This window comes from Henriciella algicola (assembly GCF_003576245.1).
Lineage (GTDB): Bacteria > Pseudomonadota > Alphaproteobacteria > Caulobacterales > Hyphomonadaceae > Henriciella > Henriciella algicola.
Genome location: NZ_QWGA01000003.1, coordinates 154,043 through 173,033 on the forward strand (window position 1 = coordinate 154,043; position 18,991 = coordinate 173,033).

General features: G+C 61.3%; 16 protein-coding genes. 8 read left to right on the top strand and 8 right to left on the bottom strand.

Annotated features, from left to right (window positions below; all coding sequences use genetic code 11):
* Positions 1-8: 8 nt before the first annotated feature.
* Complete coding sequence (locus D1222_RS01250; RefSeq protein WP_233348456.1) at positions 9-1,685, bottom strand: peptide ABC transporter substrate-binding protein; 1,677 nt, start codon at positions 1,683-1,685, stop codon at positions 9-11.
* Positions 1,686-1,780: 95 nt separating this feature from the next.
* On the opposite strand from D1222_RS01250, the gene D1222_RS01255 reads away from it, so the two are divergent.
* The gene (locus D1222_RS01255) at positions 1,781-2,302 is read left to right on the top strand and encodes a hypothetical protein (protein WP_119452427.1); all 522 of its coding nucleotides are present in this window, start codon (positions 1,781-1,783) and stop codon (positions 2,300-2,302) included.
* Between the two features lie 76 nt (positions 2,303-2,378).
* On the opposite strand, the gene D1222_RS01260 is transcribed toward D1222_RS01255, so the two are convergent.
* The 3 genes from D1222_RS01260 to D1222_RS01270 form a co-directional block, all read right to left on the bottom strand.
* Positions 2,379-3,032 (bottom strand): redoxin domain-containing protein, encoded by a 654-nt coding sequence (locus tag D1222_RS01260; RefSeq protein WP_119452428.1) that lies wholly within the window; start codon positions 3,030-3,032, stop codon positions 2,379-2,381.
* Positions 3,033-3,065: 33 nt separating this feature from the next.
* Entirely contained in the window at positions 3,066-5,216 is a 2,151-nt protein-coding gene (locus D1222_RS01265; protein ID WP_119452429.1) for a protein-disulfide reductase DsbD family protein, read from the bottom strand.
* Between the two features lie 182 nt (positions 5,217-5,398).
* Positions 5,399-6,223, bottom strand: a complete 825-nt coding sequence (locus D1222_RS01270) for a SapC family protein (protein WP_233348457.1) — start codon at positions 6,221-6,223, stop codon at positions 5,399-5,401.
* Between the two features lie 147 nt (positions 6,224-6,370).
* Here D1222_RS01270 and D1222_RS01275 point away from each other — a divergent pair, with 147 nt between their 5' ends.
* From D1222_RS01275 to D1222_RS01305, 7 genes are all read left to right on the top strand, one after another.
* Positions 6,371-8,209: a DUF885 domain-containing protein gene (locus tag D1222_RS01275; RefSeq protein WP_182481831.1), complete on the top strand. Its 1,839-nt coding sequence runs from the start codon at positions 6,371-6,373 to the stop codon at positions 8,207-8,209.
* Positions 8,210-8,444: 235 nt separating this feature from the next.
* Positions 8,445-9,593, top strand: coding sequence for a quinolinate synthase NadA (gene nadA / locus D1222_RS01280; RefSeq protein WP_119452431.1), 1,149 nt, complete (start codon positions 8,445-8,447; stop codon positions 9,591-9,593).
* A gap of 59 nt (positions 9,594-9,652) precedes the next feature.
* Positions 9,653-10,117, top strand: coding sequence for a hypothetical protein (locus tag D1222_RS01285; RefSeq protein WP_119452432.1), 465 nt, complete (start codon positions 9,653-9,655; stop codon positions 10,115-10,117).
* Positions 10,114-10,572, top strand: coding sequence for a hypothetical protein (locus D1222_RS01290; RefSeq protein WP_119452433.1), 459 nt, complete (start codon positions 10,114-10,116; stop codon positions 10,570-10,572). Before D1222_RS01285 ends, D1222_RS01290 begins: the two co-directional genes overlap by 4 nt.
* A gap of 20 nt (positions 10,573-10,592) precedes the next feature.
* A complete protein-coding gene (locus D1222_RS01295; protein ID WP_119452434.1) occupies positions 10,593-12,137 on the top strand; it encodes an L-aspartate oxidase in 1,545 nt (514 codons plus the stop codon).
* Positions 12,137-12,988: a carboxylating nicotinate-nucleotide diphosphorylase gene (gene nadC / locus D1222_RS01300; protein WP_119452435.1), complete on the top strand. Its 852-nt coding sequence runs from the start codon at positions 12,137-12,139 to the stop codon at positions 12,986-12,988. Before D1222_RS01295 ends, nadC begins: the two co-directional genes overlap by 1 nt.
* A 65-nt stretch (positions 12,989-13,053) precedes the next feature.
* On the top strand, positions 13,054-13,863 hold the full coding sequence (locus D1222_RS01305) for an SDR family oxidoreductase (protein WP_119452436.1): 810 nt from the start codon (positions 13,054-13,056) through the stop codon (positions 13,861-13,863).
* A gap of 9 nt (positions 13,864-13,872) precedes the next feature.
* Here the strand turns inward: D1222_RS01305 and D1222_RS01310 are convergent, their stop codons facing one another.
* From D1222_RS01310 to D1222_RS01325, 4 genes are all read right to left on the bottom strand, one after another.
* Entirely contained in the window at positions 13,873-14,532 is a 660-nt protein-coding gene (locus tag D1222_RS01310) for an O-methyltransferase (RefSeq protein WP_119452437.1), read from the bottom strand.
* Between the two features lie 9 nt (positions 14,533-14,541).
* Positions 14,542-15,537, bottom strand: a complete 996-nt coding sequence (locus tag D1222_RS01315) for a cell wall hydrolase (RefSeq protein WP_119452438.1) — start codon at positions 15,535-15,537, stop codon at positions 14,542-14,544.
* A gap of 366 nt (positions 15,538-15,903) precedes the next feature.
* Positions 15,904-18,588: a pyruvate, phosphate dikinase gene (gene ppdK, locus D1222_RS01320; RefSeq protein ID WP_119452439.1), complete on the bottom strand. Its 2,685-nt coding sequence runs from the start codon at positions 18,586-18,588 to the stop codon at positions 15,904-15,906.
* Positions 18,589-18,593: 5 nt separating this feature from the next.
* Complete coding sequence (locus tag D1222_RS01325; protein WP_119452440.1) at positions 18,594-18,986, bottom strand: hypothetical protein; 393 nt, start codon at positions 18,984-18,986, stop codon at positions 18,594-18,596.
* Positions 18,987-18,991 lie beyond the last annotated feature (5 nt).

Here is an 18,991-nt window from a genome sequence, read left to right on the forward strand (position 1 = left end):
CTTGCCGCCTACTCCCCGGCGCTGTCGGTCGCCTCTGCCTCGGGCTCAGCGCCTGCCTCAATGTCGGCGCGGCACAGCCAGCGCGAGAGGTGATCGTCCTGGGCATTTTCGGCCCAGCCGGTCAGCTCCGGATCGACAAGGTTCTTGGTGACCTGAATCCACATCGGCGTGATCGGATAGTCTTCCAGCATCATCGCCTCAGCTTCGGCGAAGATCTCGGCCCGGGCCTGAAGGTCGCGGGTTCGGCTCGCTTCAGCCAGGAGCGCATCGTACTCCGGGTTCGAATAACGACCATAGTTCTGCTGGCCGGTCTCCGAATCGAGCAGGTAGAGGAAGTTGATCGGGTCATCGAAGTCAGCAACCCAGGCGCCGTCCGCCACCTCAAAGTCAGACTGGCGAAGGCGTGCATAGAGCACCTTGGTGTCCTGACGCAGGATCTCGGCATTCACCCAGGGCGCGATCTCGTTCCAGTTCGCCTGAGCGACAGGCGCAGCTTTCGGATTGTCGTCAGTCGAGCGGTGGATGAATTCAAACGACAGCTGATTATCCGGGCCATATCCGGCCTCTTCCAGAAGCGCGCGGGCTTCTGCGAGACGTTCTTCGCGGGACATGTCAGCAAAGCCGACCTCCGGACGCTCGACATTATAGTTGCTCATCGTTGGCGGCACGAAAGAATAGGCCGGGATGTAGCCAGGCGTCAGCACGCGGTCGACAATGAACTCACGGTCCAGCGCCAGCGACAGCGCCTTGCGAACGCGCACATCGTCGAACGGCTCCTGGCTGGAATTGAAGCTCCAATAGGTGGTAATCAGGCTTGGTGCGGTGCGCACCCAGCCCGGAAACTTCGCTTCCAGTTCTTCGGTCCGGCCGCCATCGAAGCCATTATTGATATCGAGCTCACCTGCCTCGATGCGGCGCTCGACGGCTGCAGCGTCCTCGATCTCGAAACAGGCGACGCGGTCGAAGCAGACCTCATCGGCCTCATAGAAGAGCGGGTTCTTCTCTGAGACGAGCTGGTCGCCGGTGCGCCAGTAAGCCAACTTGTAAGGCCCGTTCACCTCAATGTTGTCAGGCTGGATCCACGCTTCGCCGTATTGTTCGACGATGTGCTGTGGCACCGGATAGGTCGTGTAGTGGGTCAGAAGGCCGAGCAGGTAAGGCGCAGGCTCTTCAAGGGTGATCTCAAACGTCAGATCATCGATGGCGCGCACGCCGAGCTCTTCAGGTGGCAGTTCGCCAGAGTTCACCTGCGCAGCATTCTTCACGATGTAGAGCAGGGAGGAATATTGCGACGCAATTTCCGGGTTCTGGATGCGGCGGAAGGCATAGACGAAATCGTCTGCCGTGACGGGCTCACCGTCAGACCATTGCGATTCGCGCAGATTGAACGTCCAGGTCAGGCCGTCCTCGCTCGTCTCCCAGCTTTCCGCGACGCCTGGAATGACTTCACGGTCAGGCGTGATGGTCATGAGGCCGACAATCATGTCGGAGATCACGATGTTTTCCCATTTGGCCGAAGATCGGTGCGGGTCGAGCGTATCGACCTTTGCAGAGATACCGCGGCGCAGGACAGCGGCTTCATCGCCGTCGCCAGATCCGTTTCCTCCGCTGCCCCCACAGGCAGCAAGCGTGAGAACCAGACCAGCGGCGCCGGCCGACAGAAGAACGGATTTGAGAGATTTCATCATGACTTCCCGTGATTTTCGTTTCGACTTAGTGTTTCATGTGATCAGGCGCTTGGAAAGATAGCGCACCGCAGTTGAGCAGCAGATGAACAGGCATGCGACACAGTTTACCTCTTTCGATACTTATCCTGAGCACATTTCTTCCAGCAACAGCGCAGGAAGCAGCATCCTTCAGCACGCGTGAGGTCTATGCCTGCGCCGATCTTTCGGACGATGCCGCGCGGCTTGCCTGTTATGATGACGCCGTCGGTCGCCTCAAATCGGCAGAAGAGACGGGCGAAGCGGTTATCGTTACCCGCAGCGAAGTGGAAGAGGTTCGCCGCGACTCCTTTGGCTTCTCCATTCCGAGCCTGCCGAACTTCGCGTCTTCGGTTTTCAGCGATAGCGAGAAGATTGATGAGGTGTCTTACCCTGTCGCATCGGTCCAGAAGACACCTCGCGGTGAGCTTTATATCACCCTGCAGAACGGCCAGGTCTGGCAGCAGACGGACAATAAGCGCGTCTATTACTCGGCCAAACGCGGTGTCGACAGCGCAACCATCAAGTCAGCCGCCCTTGGCAGCTATATGATGAAGCTGGATGACGGCCTGCAGTTTCGCGTCGAACGCCTGAAATAGCGAGCGACCAGACAAAAGAAGACCCCTGCGGGCGATGCCTGCAAGGGTCTTTTCATTTGAGGTGGCGCGCGTTCGCCTATTCGTATTTCACCGAGCAGCCATAAGGCGCTGCCCAGCTCGTCTGGACGGTCTCACCGGCTTCCAGCGCGTCGAGCGCGGCGGTCACATAATTCTCAGCGGTCTCGATATCAGACACGCGTGAAGATGGGATGGAATCGATCGCGCCTGCATAGGCGATGTCGCTATCGGGCTCGATGATGAACATGTGCGGCGTGGTCTTTGCCTCATAGAGACGGCCGATATCACCAGACGGATCAAGGATGACATGGGTCGGGGCCGCGCTGCGCCCCTCATTGATCTCAATCGCGCGGTCACCATCGACATGACCCTGCGTGCCCGGCGCCGACGAAATCACCTGCAGCCAGACAATGTCATCCTCGCCTGCGCGTGCCTGCAGGCCCTGCATGTTCTGCGGCGGGTCTGCATAGTGTTTCTGCACGAACGGGCAGCCATCATTGGTCCATTCGAGAATGACAGTCTTGCCTGCGAAATCAGAAAGAGAGACTTCCTCACCTGTCGCCGTGGTGCCGGTGAATTCCGGCGCGGGCTGGCCAGGCTCTGCTGCCGGCGCAGCGGAAGCGGAAAATGCGATCATCGCGCCAGCGCTGAGCGCAACGGCTGCGGCCATGCCTGAGGCAAGTCCAAGGTTCCTACGGGTAAGAGCGGTCATGACGTCATCCTTTCTGGGTGGGCAGATGCAGTATCAAAAGGCTTCGAGCTTGCGCTTCAACATGCCTGCATTGAGCAGCGTCGGCAGGATCTCCGGCTCCGGCTCACCAGGCGCATAGAGAAGATACATCGGAACGCCGGGACTTCCACGTCGCTTGAGTTCGTCTGAAATCTCGTCATTTGGGCGCGTAAAGTCGGCCACGAGGAAAGTGACGTTCGCGTCCTCCATGGCTTGAAGGACATCGTCGCGTTTCAGCGTCGTGCGCTTGTTCACCTGACAGGTCGCGCACCATGACGCGGTGAAGTCCACGAAGATGCCGCGCCCTTCACCAAGCAGCTCTTCGACGCGCGTCGGCGACCAGGGCTCTGGCTCATAGGCAGCAGCATAGGACGCTGGCGTTCCACTCGCCGATGGCGCGTCCTGCAGGCCCGACGCCACCGGCCAGACGATACCTATCAAGGCAAATCCCGCCCCAAGCGTGACCAGCCCTGTGCGAAGGCGCCCGCCCGCGACGCTGACCAGCCAGATACCAAAGGCGAGGATGACGGCACCGAATGCGGTTGCGCCAGCGGCGGGGTGGTTGCCGAGCACGGTGACCAGCCAGGCGGCCGTCAGGAACATCGGAAAGGCAAAGGCCTGCTTCAGCCGCTCCATCCAGAGGCCCGGTTTTGGCAGCGACTTATGCAGGCCCGGCACATAGCTCAGCACCAGGAAGGGCAGCGCAAGGCCAAGACCCAGCATCAGGAAGACCGCCATCACGACCGGCCAAGGCTCATTCAGGACAGCCCCGAGCGCGCCGACAACAAATGGGCCGACACAGGGCGCGCCGACCACAGCGGCCAGGACACCCGTAAAGAACGCGCCTGCACTCCCCTGCCGCCCGGCAAGACCGGAGCCGACATTCTGCACAGACGTGCCAAAGTTCACGACGCCGAGCAGCCAGAGACCGATGACCACCATGATGAGCGCCAGCGCTGCGACAACCGCCGGATACTGAAGCTGGAAGCCAAGGCTTACGAACTGGCCCGCCGCGCGCAGCGCGATAAAGGCAAGGCCCGTCGCTGCAAAGCTGATCAAAACGCCTGCTGTGTACCAGAGCCCATGCTTTCTAAGCTCGCTGCGCTCACCGCTGGCCGCAACCTGCACCATGCCAATCGCCTTGATCGAGAGTACCGGCAGGACGCACGGCATCAGGTTGAGGATCAGGCCGCCAAGCAGCGCCGATCCAATCAGGATGAAGAGGTTGAGCCCGCCGCCAGCTCCGCCTGAACTGGAGGTGAGACCGCCCGCGCCGCCGCCTGATTTTGCCGCGTTCCCGTCAGAGCTTCCAAGTCCGCTTGTTCCGGAAAGCACATCGGCTTCACTCGCCGATATCCTCACCGCAACAGGATCTCCCCCCGCCATAGCCACACGGATGACACCGGTCAGCGCCTCAGGCATTCCGGCGCGTACCGGCGTCAACTCGATGGCAATCCCCTGCTCACCGAACGTCGCAGGTTGCGGGGCTGCGTGGACGATTTCATGTCCGTCAGGAAAGAAACGTGTGTCGCCCGATACGCCCGCGAGCGCGCCGCCCGAGGCTGACAGGACCCAGCTCTCGCCCTCTGCGGTCAGCGCTGTGTCGCCAGTAAATTCTACCGGCACATCTGCAAGCGCGTCAGCGATGCGTGCACCATTCTCACGGTCCGGCACCTGCTCAGCGCCCACATCCATGACCACTTCGACATCGACCGATTCCGGAATGCAGATGTCCTTGCAGATAAGGTAATCGATTTCCCCGCCGAGACGGATGGGTCCAGTGGCGCCGGCTGGTACTTCGACCGGAAATGGCAAGACGATTTCGCCGCTATAGCCATAGTCCATGATCTCACCTTCCACGACGGGAAGGAGTTCAGGCAGAGGCCAGTCGATGTCGCCAATCGCTTCGGCCTCCACCGTTGTCTGGTCATCCCAGTAAGCGCGCGGCGGAATGCCGGCATCTCCGGCATTCTTCCAGTAGATGTGCCACTCATCATCCATTTCGAAGCTGAGACCGAACCAGACGGTTTCGCCCGGTATGGCCGTCTCACGCTCTGAAATCAGTTCGACACGCGCATGGCCGCCATCCACCGGCTGCGCATTCAGAGGCGCAAGCGCCGGCGCAGCGATGAGCGCGGTGATCAACGGGAGAAGAAATTTTGTCATGAGGCGGAAGGTCGACTTTTACTGAACAGAATTCCAGAGGGCTGGATGTCGCAAATTCTCATTGCGCGCCAGCGCTCTCGCGCAAATGTGATGCGACGATATCAACGAAAAAGGCCGGACCTGTGTGAGGCCCGGCCTTCTGAAATCGTCATCGAAAGGCTGCTTGCCTCTCGCGGCCTTGCCTAGATCTGAAGGCTTGGACCGTCGGAGCCGCCCTGTGGCTGCTGGACAGCGTCTGCTTCCTGCGCACGCAGGGCACGGTTGATCACGCGGGACCAGTTCAGCAGCGAGATGTTGTGCGCGAGGATAGCACCAAGCATGCCGTTGCGCTGAAGCTCGGCGATCTTCTCTTCGGAAAGAGCGTTCACCTTCTGCTCGTCGATCGCATAATACTTCGCAACGACCTGTGCATCGCCAATATTGTTGCCGCTATTGTCGCGCGGCTGGAAGGTCGCTTCACGCTCTGCAAACAGGCCGAGCTTGTCGATCTCTTTCACGAACTCTTCGGTGCGGCGACGCTGGCTTTCGAAGTCGCGGCAGAAATTCATCGCATTCGTGGTGAATTCCGAAGGCTGACCGTCCTGGAAGAACGGGATCTCCGGCTTGTTGGAGACCATGGCAGCATCGCGGTCGACACAGAGAACAAGGCGCTCCTGAGAGCTGTCATTCGCAAAGACGAACGGGTAACGGCGGGCAAATGCCGGGATGTAGAAGTCCGGATCGACCGCACCGTCCTTGACGTAGAGGTTCTCATTGTCGCGCACACCCATGGCGCCGATTGGCATCTTGTCCTTGCCAACGAAGATGATCGGGTAAGACGTGGAGGCCAGCCCGAATTCGTTTACCGTGAGAGGAACAGCGTGTGCCTTGCCAAGAAATGAGAATGGCTTTTCGATCGGCTTGATGCCGAGACCGGCATGATTCTCAGCATTGAGCGGCTGAGGATTGGTGTAAAACAGCACTTGTCCGCTGAGGGCATTTGGTTGGGCAGGCTGGGAATTTGCCACGGGAACACTCCATTGATTGACCGGCGCGGTTTACCGGATAAGCCAGACGCTCACAACAGCCGAGCAGCTATTGCCCTGCCCGGTTCACGCCAGCCTATCGAAAGCGGATTTTCACGCCTCATGAGACCAGTCCCCAGCCTTGCAAGAATGCGTCCAGTTTTGGCGCTCGCAGCGGTCAGCCTGGCGGTGTCCTGTGGCCCGGCTGTGAATGAGGATGGTATCGCCCGGCGGACCGTGCGCGACATCAACCGCGTGATGGAGGATACGGCCCAGGCCGAGCTGGCCCTCTCACCAGAAACCGCCACCCGGCTTGGACTGGAAGAGAACAGTGCCCGCAACTCTTTCCATGATGTGCTGGACGATCGCTCGCAGGCGCGATTCGAACGCACGCGCCTCTTGCGAATTGAGCTCCTGAACCGGCTCTTGCAGACCCCGGACATTCCGTCAGAGAGTGAACTTGCCCGCCATCTGGATGTGATTTCGAGTCATTATGAGGCGCTCACCCGGCTGGAAGCCTACGGTTATGGCCGTTACTCGCTGGGCCTCGCGCGACCTTATGCTGTCGATCAGATTAGCGGCGCATGGGTGGACGTCCCTGATCTGCTTGTCAGTTCGCAGCCACTTCGCTCTCACGAGGACGCAGAGGATTATCTCGCGCGCCTTGCTGCGCTTCCCTTCGCTATCGCGGATGAACGGCGCCGCCTGCTGTCGGACGCGAAGAGCGGCGTCATCCCTCCGCGCATCATTCTTGAAGTACTCGAAGCGCGCCTGCGCGAATTTGCGCGCCAGCCGGTGCAGACCCACCCACTGATCCAGACATTCGGCAATGTGGTGAGCGGCCTTCCTGCCGACACCGGGCGGTCGGCCAACACTTACCGCGAAGCCGCTGCCCGCACGATGCTCGACGATATCATCCCGGCCTATATTGGCTTTGCTGACGAGATAGCGCGCCTCAAGCTTCGTGCGCCGCAGGAAGCGGGCATGTCGTCACTTCAGGATGGGGACGCCTATTACCGCGACCTTCTCGCCTTCTATGCTGCGCCGGATGTCGACCCGGAATTCCTGCATCAGGAAGCTGCAAGCGCCGTCGAGACGATCAGCGCAGAAATCGATGCGCAGTTTGAAACACTGGGCCTCTCGGGCGGGTCCGTGGGTGAGCGCCTTGCCTATCTGGCGGAGACGCCCGGACAAGCCCGGCCGCTAAACGCCGAGACGCGGCCCCAGGTGCTGAACACGCTGCGCCAGTCCGCGTCGAAGGCAACCGAAGCACTGCCGCGCCTCGTCGCGAATGCTCCGAATGAAAGTCTAGTCGTTGCGCGTATGCCTGCCCTGAAAGAGGCGACCTATTCCGGCGCAATCTACACGCCCGCCACCGCGGACGGCACGAGCCCGGGGCTGCTTCTGATCAATCTCGGCCAGGGCGAAGAATGGCCGCCCTTCTCGCTGGCAACGCTTGCTGCACATGAGGGCGTGCCAGGACACCACACCGAAAGCACGCTGACGACCCAGACCCGCAATCCGCTACTGCGTCAGATGATCTGGGATGTCTCGTTTGGCGAAGGTTGGGGGACATATGCCGAAGACCTCGCCGATAGTGCGGGGCTTTATGCCGACGATCCGCTAGGACGGCTCGGCTATCTGCAGTCCATCCTGTTCCGCGCCGCACGCGTTGTGGCGGATACCGGGCTTCATTCGCGCGGATGGTCGCATCAGCAGGCTGTCGACTATCTGGTTGAGACGACCGGTATGCCGCGCAGCCAGATGGAGCGCGAAGTGCTCCGCTATCTTGTCTGGCCCGGCCAGGCCATCTCCTACTTCGCAGGCCGCAACCGCATCCTCGATATGCGCACCCGCGCCGAGGCTGTGCTTGGTGCGCGCTTTGATGAAGCCTCTTTCAATGCGGTTATCCTGTCGGGCGGGCCACGTCCCCTTGAACTCGTCGAGATCGATGTCGAGACCTGGTATCAGCAACGGCTTCAGAACTGACGGCAGGACCTTACTGGTAAGGCGACTGACGGACCGGGCGGTCAGCTCCATATTGTCGCAAAAGTGACATGGGCCTTGCCATGCCAGGATGCGTGGACTAATTGGCCTTTTGCTCACCGTGCCTAAAAGGGCTGGGCAGGGTCAGATTTCTCCTTTTCCTCGCGGAAAGACTTGAAATCCGGCTTACGCATAACCAAGTAATGCTCATATTGAGCAAAAGCGTGGAGGACACGATATGGCTAGATTGATCGATTCAGGACCGGGTTGCCCGACCCCGACGCCGATCCGCGCAAAGAACGCAGCAGAAGCGCGCGGCCTTGCCTACACAGATGAGATCAAGGCGAAGACCGATGATCTCTACCCGCTCGTGTCTGATTTCATCACGCCGATGGAATGGCCTGCGATTGCGCCGCTTGTCGCGGAAATCAATCGCCTGAAAGAAGAGAAAAACGCGGTCATCCTTGCGCACAACTACATGACGCCGGACATTTTCCGCCTCGTCGGTGACTTCCGCGGTGACAGCCTCCAGCTCGCCCGTGAGGCGGCGGCTGTCGAAGCCGATATCATCGTGCAGGCTGGCGTCCACTTCATGGCAGAAACCTCCAAGATCCTCGCGCCTGAGAAAACAGTGCTCATCCCGAGCATGGAAGCAGGCTGTTCGCTCGCCGCCTCGATCACTGGCGCAGATGTGCGCCTGATCAAGCAGCGCTATCCTGACTATCCGGTCGTCACCTATGTGAATACGACCGCGGACGTGAAAGCTGAGTGTCACATCACCTGCACCAGCTCGAACGCCGCGCAGGTGGTCGAAGCCATCGCCAAGGAATGGGACACCGACACGGTCATCCTCGTGCCGGACCAGTACCTTGCCAAGAACGTCGCGGCACAGACCGATATCCGGATCATCACGTGGCCGGGGGCCTGCGAAGTGCATGAGCTTTTTAGCGCCGATGATGTGAACCAGCTGCGCGAAGCCCATCCGGGCGTCGTCATCCTGGCCCACCCGGAATGCCCGCCAGATGTGCTTCAGGCCGCAGACTTTGCAGGCTCAACCTCGGCACTCGCCAGCTATGTGCAGGACAACAGCCCGAACAAGGTCGTGCTCCTGACCGAGTGCTCGATGAGCGACAATGTCGCCGCAGAGAACCCCGGCGTGAATTTCGTACGTCCGTGCAATCTCTGCCCGCATATGAAGCGCATCACGCTCGAGAACATCCTCGACTGCCTCATCGAGATGAAGCATGAAGTCGAGATTGACGAAGAGATGCGCGTGAAAGCGAAAGCAGCGATCGATGCGATGCTGGCCCTGCCGAAGACCGACAAGCCACTCGCCTTCGAAACCGGCCTCGCCCCACGTGAGATCGAAGTTATTTCGCCGGCCTGACGCCTTGAAGTGGCCGCTTCGGCGGTCTTTTCTGGACGAATGAGACGAAGAGAGCCTCCATGCTGAGCCGCCTGCGACTTGCCTGCCTGACGATTGCCCTGCTTGCCGCAGGCCCTGCCGCCACGGCGCAGGATTCAGGCAAGAGCGATCCCGGCGACGTGCTCGGCAACTGGACCTTCCAGACCAAGCCCTACCGTGAGGGTCAGTGCATCATGTCCGGCACAATGCGCCTGACGCCTCACCCCGACGCGGGCCTCTACAATTGTGAGCTGACCGCCGTTGAGGTCTGCTCCATGTGGGGCCGCTCTGTCGTGGTACAGAGCTGCAAGGCCCGCCGGTTCAACGATCAGGTCTCGATCCGCTCAGAGATTGAGCAGTTCGTTGAGTCGAAAGCCGAAGGTCTCGTCTACGTCCCCGACAATTTCGCGCTGACCGTTCAGGACGCGCGGCGCATGTACGGCTCGCTCGTCTCTGCCGCGACTGCGCCGGTTGAGTTTATCCGCGCCGAGGAAGGCATTTCATGATCCGCGCCCGCGCCGCCCTTCTGATCGGCGCGCTCGCGCTGGCCACCGGCCCTGCTGCCTTCGGACAGGAAGAGACGCTCAAGGCTCCACCCGTCCTCGCCGGGATATGGGTCTTCGAGGCCGATCTCAATGAAGCCTGCACCTTCGATGGTCAGGCGCGCCTCATGCCAACCGAGACCGAAGGCGAATATGGCTGTGAGCTGACCGCCCGCCAGGATTGCCCTGCCATCGATGTCACCTATGTGGTCGAGCAGAGCTGCCGCGCGAGCGTCGAGGAGGATGTGCTCACCGTGCGTTCCGAGATCCAGAATTTCCTGCAGGGCGAACCGTCCGCCTTCTACACGCCGGACAATTTCCAGCTGCGCATCGAGTCCGACTCCCGCATGGACGGTGTCCTTGTTGGCGCCGACATCTACCCCGCCGTCTGGCAGCGCGCCGACGGGGCCATTTCTTGAGCCGCCGGGGACGCTAGAACATGACGCACACCCGTTTGCTGAAAGCCGGCCCGCCGGCTGGTGACCGCGATATTCTGATCGTGGGCGCAGGCCTCGCAGGCCTGTTCCTCGCCCTGCGCCTCGCCCCCCGCAAATGCACCGTCATTGCACCTGCCCCGCTTGGCGAAGCGGCCTCCTCTGCATGGGCCCAGGGCGGGCTTGCCGCAGCCCTCGACCCGCTCGATACCGCCGACGCCCATGCCCGTGATACGGTTGCGGCTGGAGCAGGTCTCGTCGATCCGGTGATTGCGCAGCTCATCGCTGAAGAAGGCCCCGCCCGCGTGCTGGACCTCATCGAGCTTGGCGTTCCTTTTGACCGCACACCCGAAGGCGCCCTGTCGCTCTCGCTGGAGGCGGCGCATTCGGTCCCACGCGTGGCCCGCGTTGCAGGTGACCTCGCCGGCAAGGCCATCATGGGCGCGCTGACGACGGCCGTGCAGGCCAGCAGCCATATCGAGCTTGTTGAGCCCTACCGCGCGGTTGGCCTGCTACAGGACGACAATGGCCGCATCGCCGGTGTCATCGCACGCGACGCCAAGGGCAATCTCAACCCGATGACGGCCCGCGAAACCGTGTTCTGCACGGGCGGCTCTGGTGGCCTGTTCCGCGTCACGACAAACCCACCCGAATCGCGCGGCGACGCGCTCGCCATGGCCTGGAACGCTGGTGCACTGGTTGCAGACACAGAGTTCGTCCAGTTCCACCCGACCGCCATGGATGTCGGCCTCGACCCAGCCCCGCTCGCCACCGAAGCGCTACGCGGCGAAGGTGCCGTCCTGCGCGATGGCAAGGGTGACCTGTTCATGGCGCGCTATCATAGGAAGGCAGAGCTCGCCCCTCGCGATGAGGTCGCCCGCGCCATCGACTCTGAGATCAAGGCAGGCCGCGGCGCATTCCTAGACGCCACGGAAGCCGTTGGCGACGCTTTTCCGGCCCATTTCCCGACCGTTTTTGCCGCCTGTATGGCTGCAGGAATTGATCCTCGCGAGGCCCCGATTCCGGTCGCGCCTGCCGCGCACTACCATATGGGCGGCGTGGTCTCCTCCACCTGGGGCCGCTCTTCGCTCGATGGCCTCTCCGTCTGCGGCGAGTGCGCGTCGACCGGCGCCCACGGCGCAAACCGGCTTGCCTCGAACTCCCTGCTCGAAGCCGTTGTCTTCGCCGCACGGATTGCCGAACGCCTGACCGCCAGCGAACTTGGTAATCCCGGCCCTTCGCGCGCTGACGTCCCCAATGAACTTGCGCCGGACGCCCTCCTCTCGCTCCGCCGGGCCATGGCCTCGAAGTGCGGGGTCGTGCGCAATGGCAAGGACCTTCGGGAGCTTGTCGCCATGATCGATGAGCAGATCGAGACACACGGCCCCGTTCACGCGCTTCAGGCTTCCCGGCTGATCGCCTCCGCCGCGCTCGCCCGCGAGGAGAGCCGCGGCGGCCACTTCCGCAGCGATTTCCCGGATACGGCGCCTGCCGCCTCCCGCTCATTCCTTGAAACGCCTTCGCGCCCGCTTGCAAAGGAGGCCGTCTGATGCCTGCCCCTCCGCCACTACCAGACCTCGTCCTTGACCCAATCGTCCGGCTCGCCCTGACCGAAGACCTTGGCCGCGCCGGTGACTTGACCACGGACGCCACCATCCCTCCCGGCACAGAGATGAGCGCGCAGATTCGCGCCCGTAAGCCAGGGATTCTGGCGGGCATGGATGCTGCCGCCTATGCGCTGAAACTGGTCGACCCGTCCGTCTCGCTCGACATCTCGATTGATGATGGCGGCAAGCTGGAGCCGGGCGCCGTCATCGCGACCCTGTCGGGATCGGCCCGCTCCATCCTGACCGCAGAGCGTACCATGCTGAACTTCATCGGCCGCCTCTCGGGCATTGCGACCCTGACCGGCACATTCGTCGAAAAAGTTGCTGGCACGAGTGCCACGATTGTCTGCACGCGCAAGACGACGCCTGGCCACCGCGCCGTCGAAAAGCGCGCCGTGCGCTGCGGCGGCGGAACCTCGCATCGCTATGGTCTCGATGACGCGATCCTGATCAAGGACAACCATATCGCCGCCTGCGGCTCGATCCCGGAAGCGCTGAAACGTGCCCACGCCTATGCCGGGCACCTGCGCATGGTCGAGATTGAGGTCGATACGCTGGTCCAGCTTGAAGAGGCCCTGCCCCACAAGCCGCATGCCGTCCTCCTCGACAATATGGACACCGATACGCTGAAGAAGGCCGTCGCCATGATCAACGGGGCCTGCAAGGCCGAAGCGTCTGGCGGTGTGAACCTCGACACAGTGGCCGCCATCGCGTCAACGGGTGTTGATTATATCTCGGTCGGCGCGCTCACTCACTCAGCGTCAAACCTTGACGTTGGCCTCGACGTGGCCTGAGTTACGCGCTGCGAACACCGGCCTCGCAATCGACAAGAGGCAGGAACCCGGGGAGGAGCGTTCAGATGAACAAGGCAGCAGGCCGCAAGAGTATTTTCGTCACCGGGGCCGCATCCGGGATTGGCAAGGCAACCGCAAAGCTGTTCGCTGAGCGCAGCTGGTTTGTCGGACTGTACGATATCGATGAGATGGGCCTCAAAACCCTCGCTCAGGAAATCGGTGTCGAAAATTGCGTCTGGAAAAAGCTGGATGTGCGCTCCCGTGAGGACTGGGCCGCGGGCATGGATCATTTCTCTGAGGCCACTGGCGGCAAGCTCGACGTCTTGTTCAACAATGCCGGTATAGCGCGGCATGGCTGGTTTGAGTCCATCTCTGGCGACGACAACGACCTCATGGTCGATATCAACGTCAAAGGCGTGCTGAATGGTGTGGGCGCGGCGCTGCCGCTCCTCCGCAACACGCCAGGCGCGCGCATCGTAAACACGGCATCTGCGGCGGGCGTCGTCGGCGGACCGCAAATGGCGGTCTATTCAGCGACCAAGTTCGCCGTTCGCGGCCTGACAGAAGCGCTGGATGTTGAGTTCTCCAATATGGGCATCCGCGTGACGAGCCTCATGCCATGGCTCATCGATACGCCGATCCTCGACATGTTCTCTGGTGACCGCACCAATGCCAAAGTGAGCGATGAGCTGCGTGACCAGGGCCAGGAAGTCTATCCGGTGGAACTGGCCGCTGAACGCGCCTGGGACGCGGCCCACGGCGAAGAGGTCCACTACATGGCGGGCAAGCGCGCCCAACAGGTACGGTTCGCCCAGCGTTTCATTCCGGGGCGTCTGCGTCGTCAATTGATGAAGAATCTGCCGCCGCGAGACTAGGCCCGCGGCCTAGTCCTTCACGCGGGCGATAGCGAGGCCGTCATGGCCCTTGATGCCGACCTGCTGAAGGACAATCGCTTCAAGATCGGGATCACTGGCGAGCGCCTGATTGAAAGCCGCCGCGCCAATCGCATTCGGATCGACCTGTGACGGCTCCAGCACCGCGCCTTCACGCACGACATTGTCGGCCACGATCAGGCCGCCCTTCCGCAGCAGGCGCTTGGCTTGCTTCAGATAAGCGGGGTAGCCGTCCTTGTTGGCATCCAGGAAGACGAGATCAAAGCTTGGCTCAAGCGCGCGCATCTCGTCGAGGCCGCGCCCTTCGATGATCTCAACCTTTTCCGACAGGCCCGCATCTTTCACCGTCTCACGCGCCACGGTGACATGGGCCGCATCAAGCTCGACCGAGATGAGTTCACCATCTTTTGGCAGGGCGCGTCCAAGCCAGACAGTCGAATAGCCGCCCAGCGTGCCAATCTCGAGGATACGCTTTGCGCCAATCATCTTGGCCAGCAGATAGATCAGCTTGCCTTGGCCCGATGAAACCTGAATTTCCGGCAGACCAGCCTTGCGCGCACGCTCAACCGCGCGTGACAGGATCTCGTCGTCAGCGGCGAACAGGCTGTTGATATAGGTGTCTACGGCTTCGAAAAGCTGGGTCGCGGACATATAGCGCCTTTATGGAGCCGGGCTGAGGACGTTCAGCGACTGTGCGTTGAGGTCTTGCGTCGTGGTCGGCGTGTCGATCGTCATGATGGTCGCGTCAGCGCCGCCCTCTTCGGTCCGCGCCATCGCAATACGTGCACGTTCTGCCGCTTTTGCGCTCGCCCATTCGGCGCCGCGCGGGAAACGGTAGAAGATGTGCGTGCCAATGCGCGAGGTGCGAATCAGGCCGGAATTCCAGACCGGGTTCACATAGGTCGCGTGATAGTGCGTTGCGCCGCCCGTTCGTGGCTCATCAAGGTCGAGATAGACGTGAGCCGCGATGGACTTTGCTGCTTCCCAGCGCGAGCCGCGCGGGGTGCGCGCCATGGCGCCATCACAGGTGAAGGTGAACTGGCAGCCCGTGGTCCGTGTCGCGCCCTGATAGACGACGCCACAAGCGGAATTTGGATACCGGTGATCGCGAACGCGGTTCATGATGACTTCGGCAACGGCAATCTGACCCTGCGTCGATTCCGAGCGCGCCTCATAATAGACCGCCTCAGCGAGGCACTTCATCTGCGTGCTCATTTCTTCAGCGCGCTTGAGGTGTGCTGGCTCAAAGCTCTTCATGCCTGCGAGGACGGCCGCGTCACGCTCCAGCGCGCCATAGCGGTTGGTCGCAGAATCCGGGTCGCGCTCCAGCGAATATTCGACATTGCGCAGCCATTCATGCTGCATCACCGCTGGCGCGGCCGGGTCAGCGCGAACGGCATCGCCAGCGTCTTTTGCCTGGGCAAAACGCAGCGTCTGCTCACGGAAATCGGCTTCGGCCTCTTTCTGCGTATTGGCAGAAGAAATCGTTGGCAGCGCAAAGGTCAGGCCGAATGCGCAGGCACACACCATCGCCGCGCGCGAAATCGCGGAGCGTTGTTCAGCATCGCTTTTTGCAAGCCACCAACGGCGGGCCCGCGCGCGAAGCGAAGTGTTCGCAATGAATTGCGAACTCTGTTGTCTGGTCCTGAGTGACATTTCTGTCCCCCTCTTAAACCCGGCTCAGTCTTCTATGACCGCAAGATTAGGGCCGAATTTGGCCCGTACCTGCTGCCTGATGCCGGTATTCCATCCGGTCTCGATATTGGACGACGGGCGGCTATATCAACGATATCGTCGCGGTAAAGACTTACATTTCCGTTATGAATGGAACCTGACCAGATCGCCAATAAATGGATCGGGTCTCCGACGCATAGAAATCTTCTGGATTTTCAGCAGCTTCCGAAGTGGAACGACAAAGTCGCAGGCACGCTGCGAAAAAAGGCATGTTGCCGGGAAAACACAGTTCCCCCGGCACCGCTTCTGGCGTTCACCTGCCCGATTTTCGATTCGGGCAAGCGGGTCTTACTTGCTGAGCGCAGCGTGCGCCGCGGCAAGGCGGGCGATCGGCACGCGGTAAGGCGAGCACGACACGTAATCGAGACCGAGGCTGTCGCAGAACATGACCGAAGCCGGGTCGCCGCCATGCTCGCCGCAGATACCAAGCTTGATATCTGGGCGGGTCTTGCGGCCGCGTTCGGTCGCGATCTGGACAAGCTCGCCCACGCCGGTCTGGTCCAGCGTCACGAACGGGTCTTTCTCGTAGATGCCCTGCTCCTCATAGGCCTTGAGGAAGCGCGCAGCGTCATCGCGGGAGATGCCGAGCGTCGTTTGCGTCAGGTCGTTCGTCCCGAATGAGAAGAAAGCCGCCGACTCTGCGATCTTACCGGCCTGAAGGGCTGCGCGTGGCAGCTCGATCATCGTGCCGACCATGTAGTCAAGCTCAGTGCCCGTCTCGCTGAAGACAGCCTTTGCCGTTGCATCGACCTTGGCCTTCAGGATATCGAGCTCCTTCTGCGTCGCGACCAGCGGGATCATCACTTCCGGGACTGGCTTGTAGCCCGTTTCCTTGGCGACCTCGACGGCCGCTTCGAAGATGGCACGAGCCTGCATCTCGTAGATTTCAGGATAGGTGATACCGAGGCGGCAGCCACGGTGGCCGAGCATCGGGTTGCTCTCATGCAGCTCGTCTGCCTGGCGCTTCAGCGTCTCGACGCTGACACCGGCGGACTTGGCGACTTCCGCCATCTCGTCTTCCGAGTGCGGCAGGAATTCGTGCAGCGGCGGATCGAGCAGGCGGATCGTGCACGGGCGGTCTTCCATGATGCGGAAGATCTCTGCGAAGTCGCCGCGCTGCATTGGCAGCAGCTTGGAAAGCGCCGCTTCACGACCCTTCTTGTTTTCCGCCAGGATCATGGAGCGCACGACAGGGATACGCTCTGCATCGAAGAACATGTGCTCTGTGCGGCAGAGGCCGATGCCTTCTGCGCCGAAATTCTTGGCCGTCTCGACGTCTGCTGGCGTTTCGGCATTGGTGCGCACTTTCAGGCGGCGCGCACGGTCTGCCCATTCCATCAGCTTGCCGAAGTCACCCGACAGGTCCGGCTGGACCATGTCGATCGCGCCGACGAGCACTTCGCCTTCAGCGCCGTCAATGGTGACCACGTCGCCCTTCTTGAACTCACGTCCGCCAGAACGGAACACGCCCTTGGCCGGGTCGATCTGCAGAGTGCCTGCACCGCAGACACAAGGACGGCCCATGCCGCGGGCCACAACGGCGGCGTGCGAGGTCATGCCACCGCGGGACGTGACGATGGCGCGCGCCGCATGCATGCCGTGAATGTCTTCCGGGCTGGTCTCGACGCGCATCAGGATGACGTCTTCGCCCTTCTCGGCGAGCTCTGCGGCCTCATCGGAATCAAAGACGACCTTGCCGACAGCCGCGCCGGGGCTGGCTGGCAGGCCCTTCACGATGACGTCGCGCTTGGCATCCGGTGCGATGGTCGGGTGCAGCAGCTGGTCGAGCTGGCCCGGCATCAGGCGCAGAACCGCCTCTTCCTCATTGATGAGACCTTCGCCGGCCATGTCGACCGCGATCTTAAGCGCAGCAGCAGCCGTGCGTTTCCCGTTACGGGTCTGCAGCATGTAGAGCTTGTTGTCTTCGACCGTGAACTCGATGTCCTGCATGTCGCGGTAGTGCGCTTCCAGCGTGTCGGCGACAGCCACCAGCTCTTCATAGACTTTCGGCATCGCCTCTTCGAGCGGCGCCTCATCAGAGCCAAGCGCATCGGCGCGCGAGCGGGAGATCGGTGCTGGCGTGCGGATGCCGGCAACGACGTCCTCGCCCTGCGCATTGATCAGAAACTCACCATAGAAGGTCTTCTCACCGGTGGACGGGTCGCGGGTGAACGCAACGCCGGTCGCCGAGGTGTCGCCCATATTGCCGAACACCATGGACTGGACGTTCACCGCCGTACCCCATTCGGCCGGAATGTCGTTGAGCTTGCGATAGAGGATCGCGCGGTCATTCATCCACGAGCCGAACACAGCCGTGATCGCGCCCCAGAGCTGTTCGCGCGGATCATCCGGGAATGGCTTGCCGAGCTGCTTCTTCACCGCCGCCTTGTACTGGACGATGATTTCCTTCCAGTCGTCAGCCGTCATCTCGGTGTCGAGCTGATAGTCCTGACGCTCCTTATAGTCGTCGAGAATGTGCTCGAAGACGTCATGCTTCACGCCGAGGACGACGTTGGAATACATCTGGATGAAGCGGCGATAGCTGTCATAGGCGAACCGCTCACCGGCTTTCTTGGCGAGGCCCTGGACAGTGACTTCGGACAGGCCGAGGTTGAGGACCGTGTCCATCATGCCCGGCATGGACGCGCGCGCACCAGAGCGCACGGAAACCAGCAGCGGATTGTCAGCGTCGCCGAACGTCTTGCCGGATTCGGCCTCGACAGCTTTCAGCGCCGCATCGACTTCCGCATCGAGGCCGCCCGGATAGGTTTCGCCATTATCGTAATAGGCGGTGCAGACAGCGGTGGTGATGGTAAAGCCCGGCGGCACTGGCAGGCCAAGCCGTGCCATCTCGGCAAGGTTGGCGCCTTTGCCACCCAGCAGGTTCTTCATCGAGGTATTGCCGTCTGCCGATCCCCCGCCGAAGGAATAGACCCATTTTTCCTTCGACATTTGCTGAGCGGTGTCACCCATGACTTTCATTCTCCAGTCTCTGTCCTGCCTGTCTGGCCAGTGGCCAGTCGTGCGGCATCCTCTGTAAGGCGATATCGCCCCGGTTCAAAGGAAACCAGTAAATTTAACTGCGGTAGTCTCACGCCAAGCGCCTGCGTATCGTCAAGCCTTGCAGGAGTCACGCCGAAGCGTTCCGCAATGTCCGGATTCAGCCTTTTTTCCCGGATTTCTTTCAACTTGAAGTCTCTTGTGCCGAAACGACCGTAAAGATCAGCCACATAGGCCCGGTCACTGTCAGAAATGACGTCGGGGCCGCGCCCCTGTGCATCGAAGATCGCGCGTGCCTGCCCGGAAGGCATATTGATCAGGCAATAGCCGACAAAGACGATCACGCCGACGATAAACACGATAATGACCATGGCGC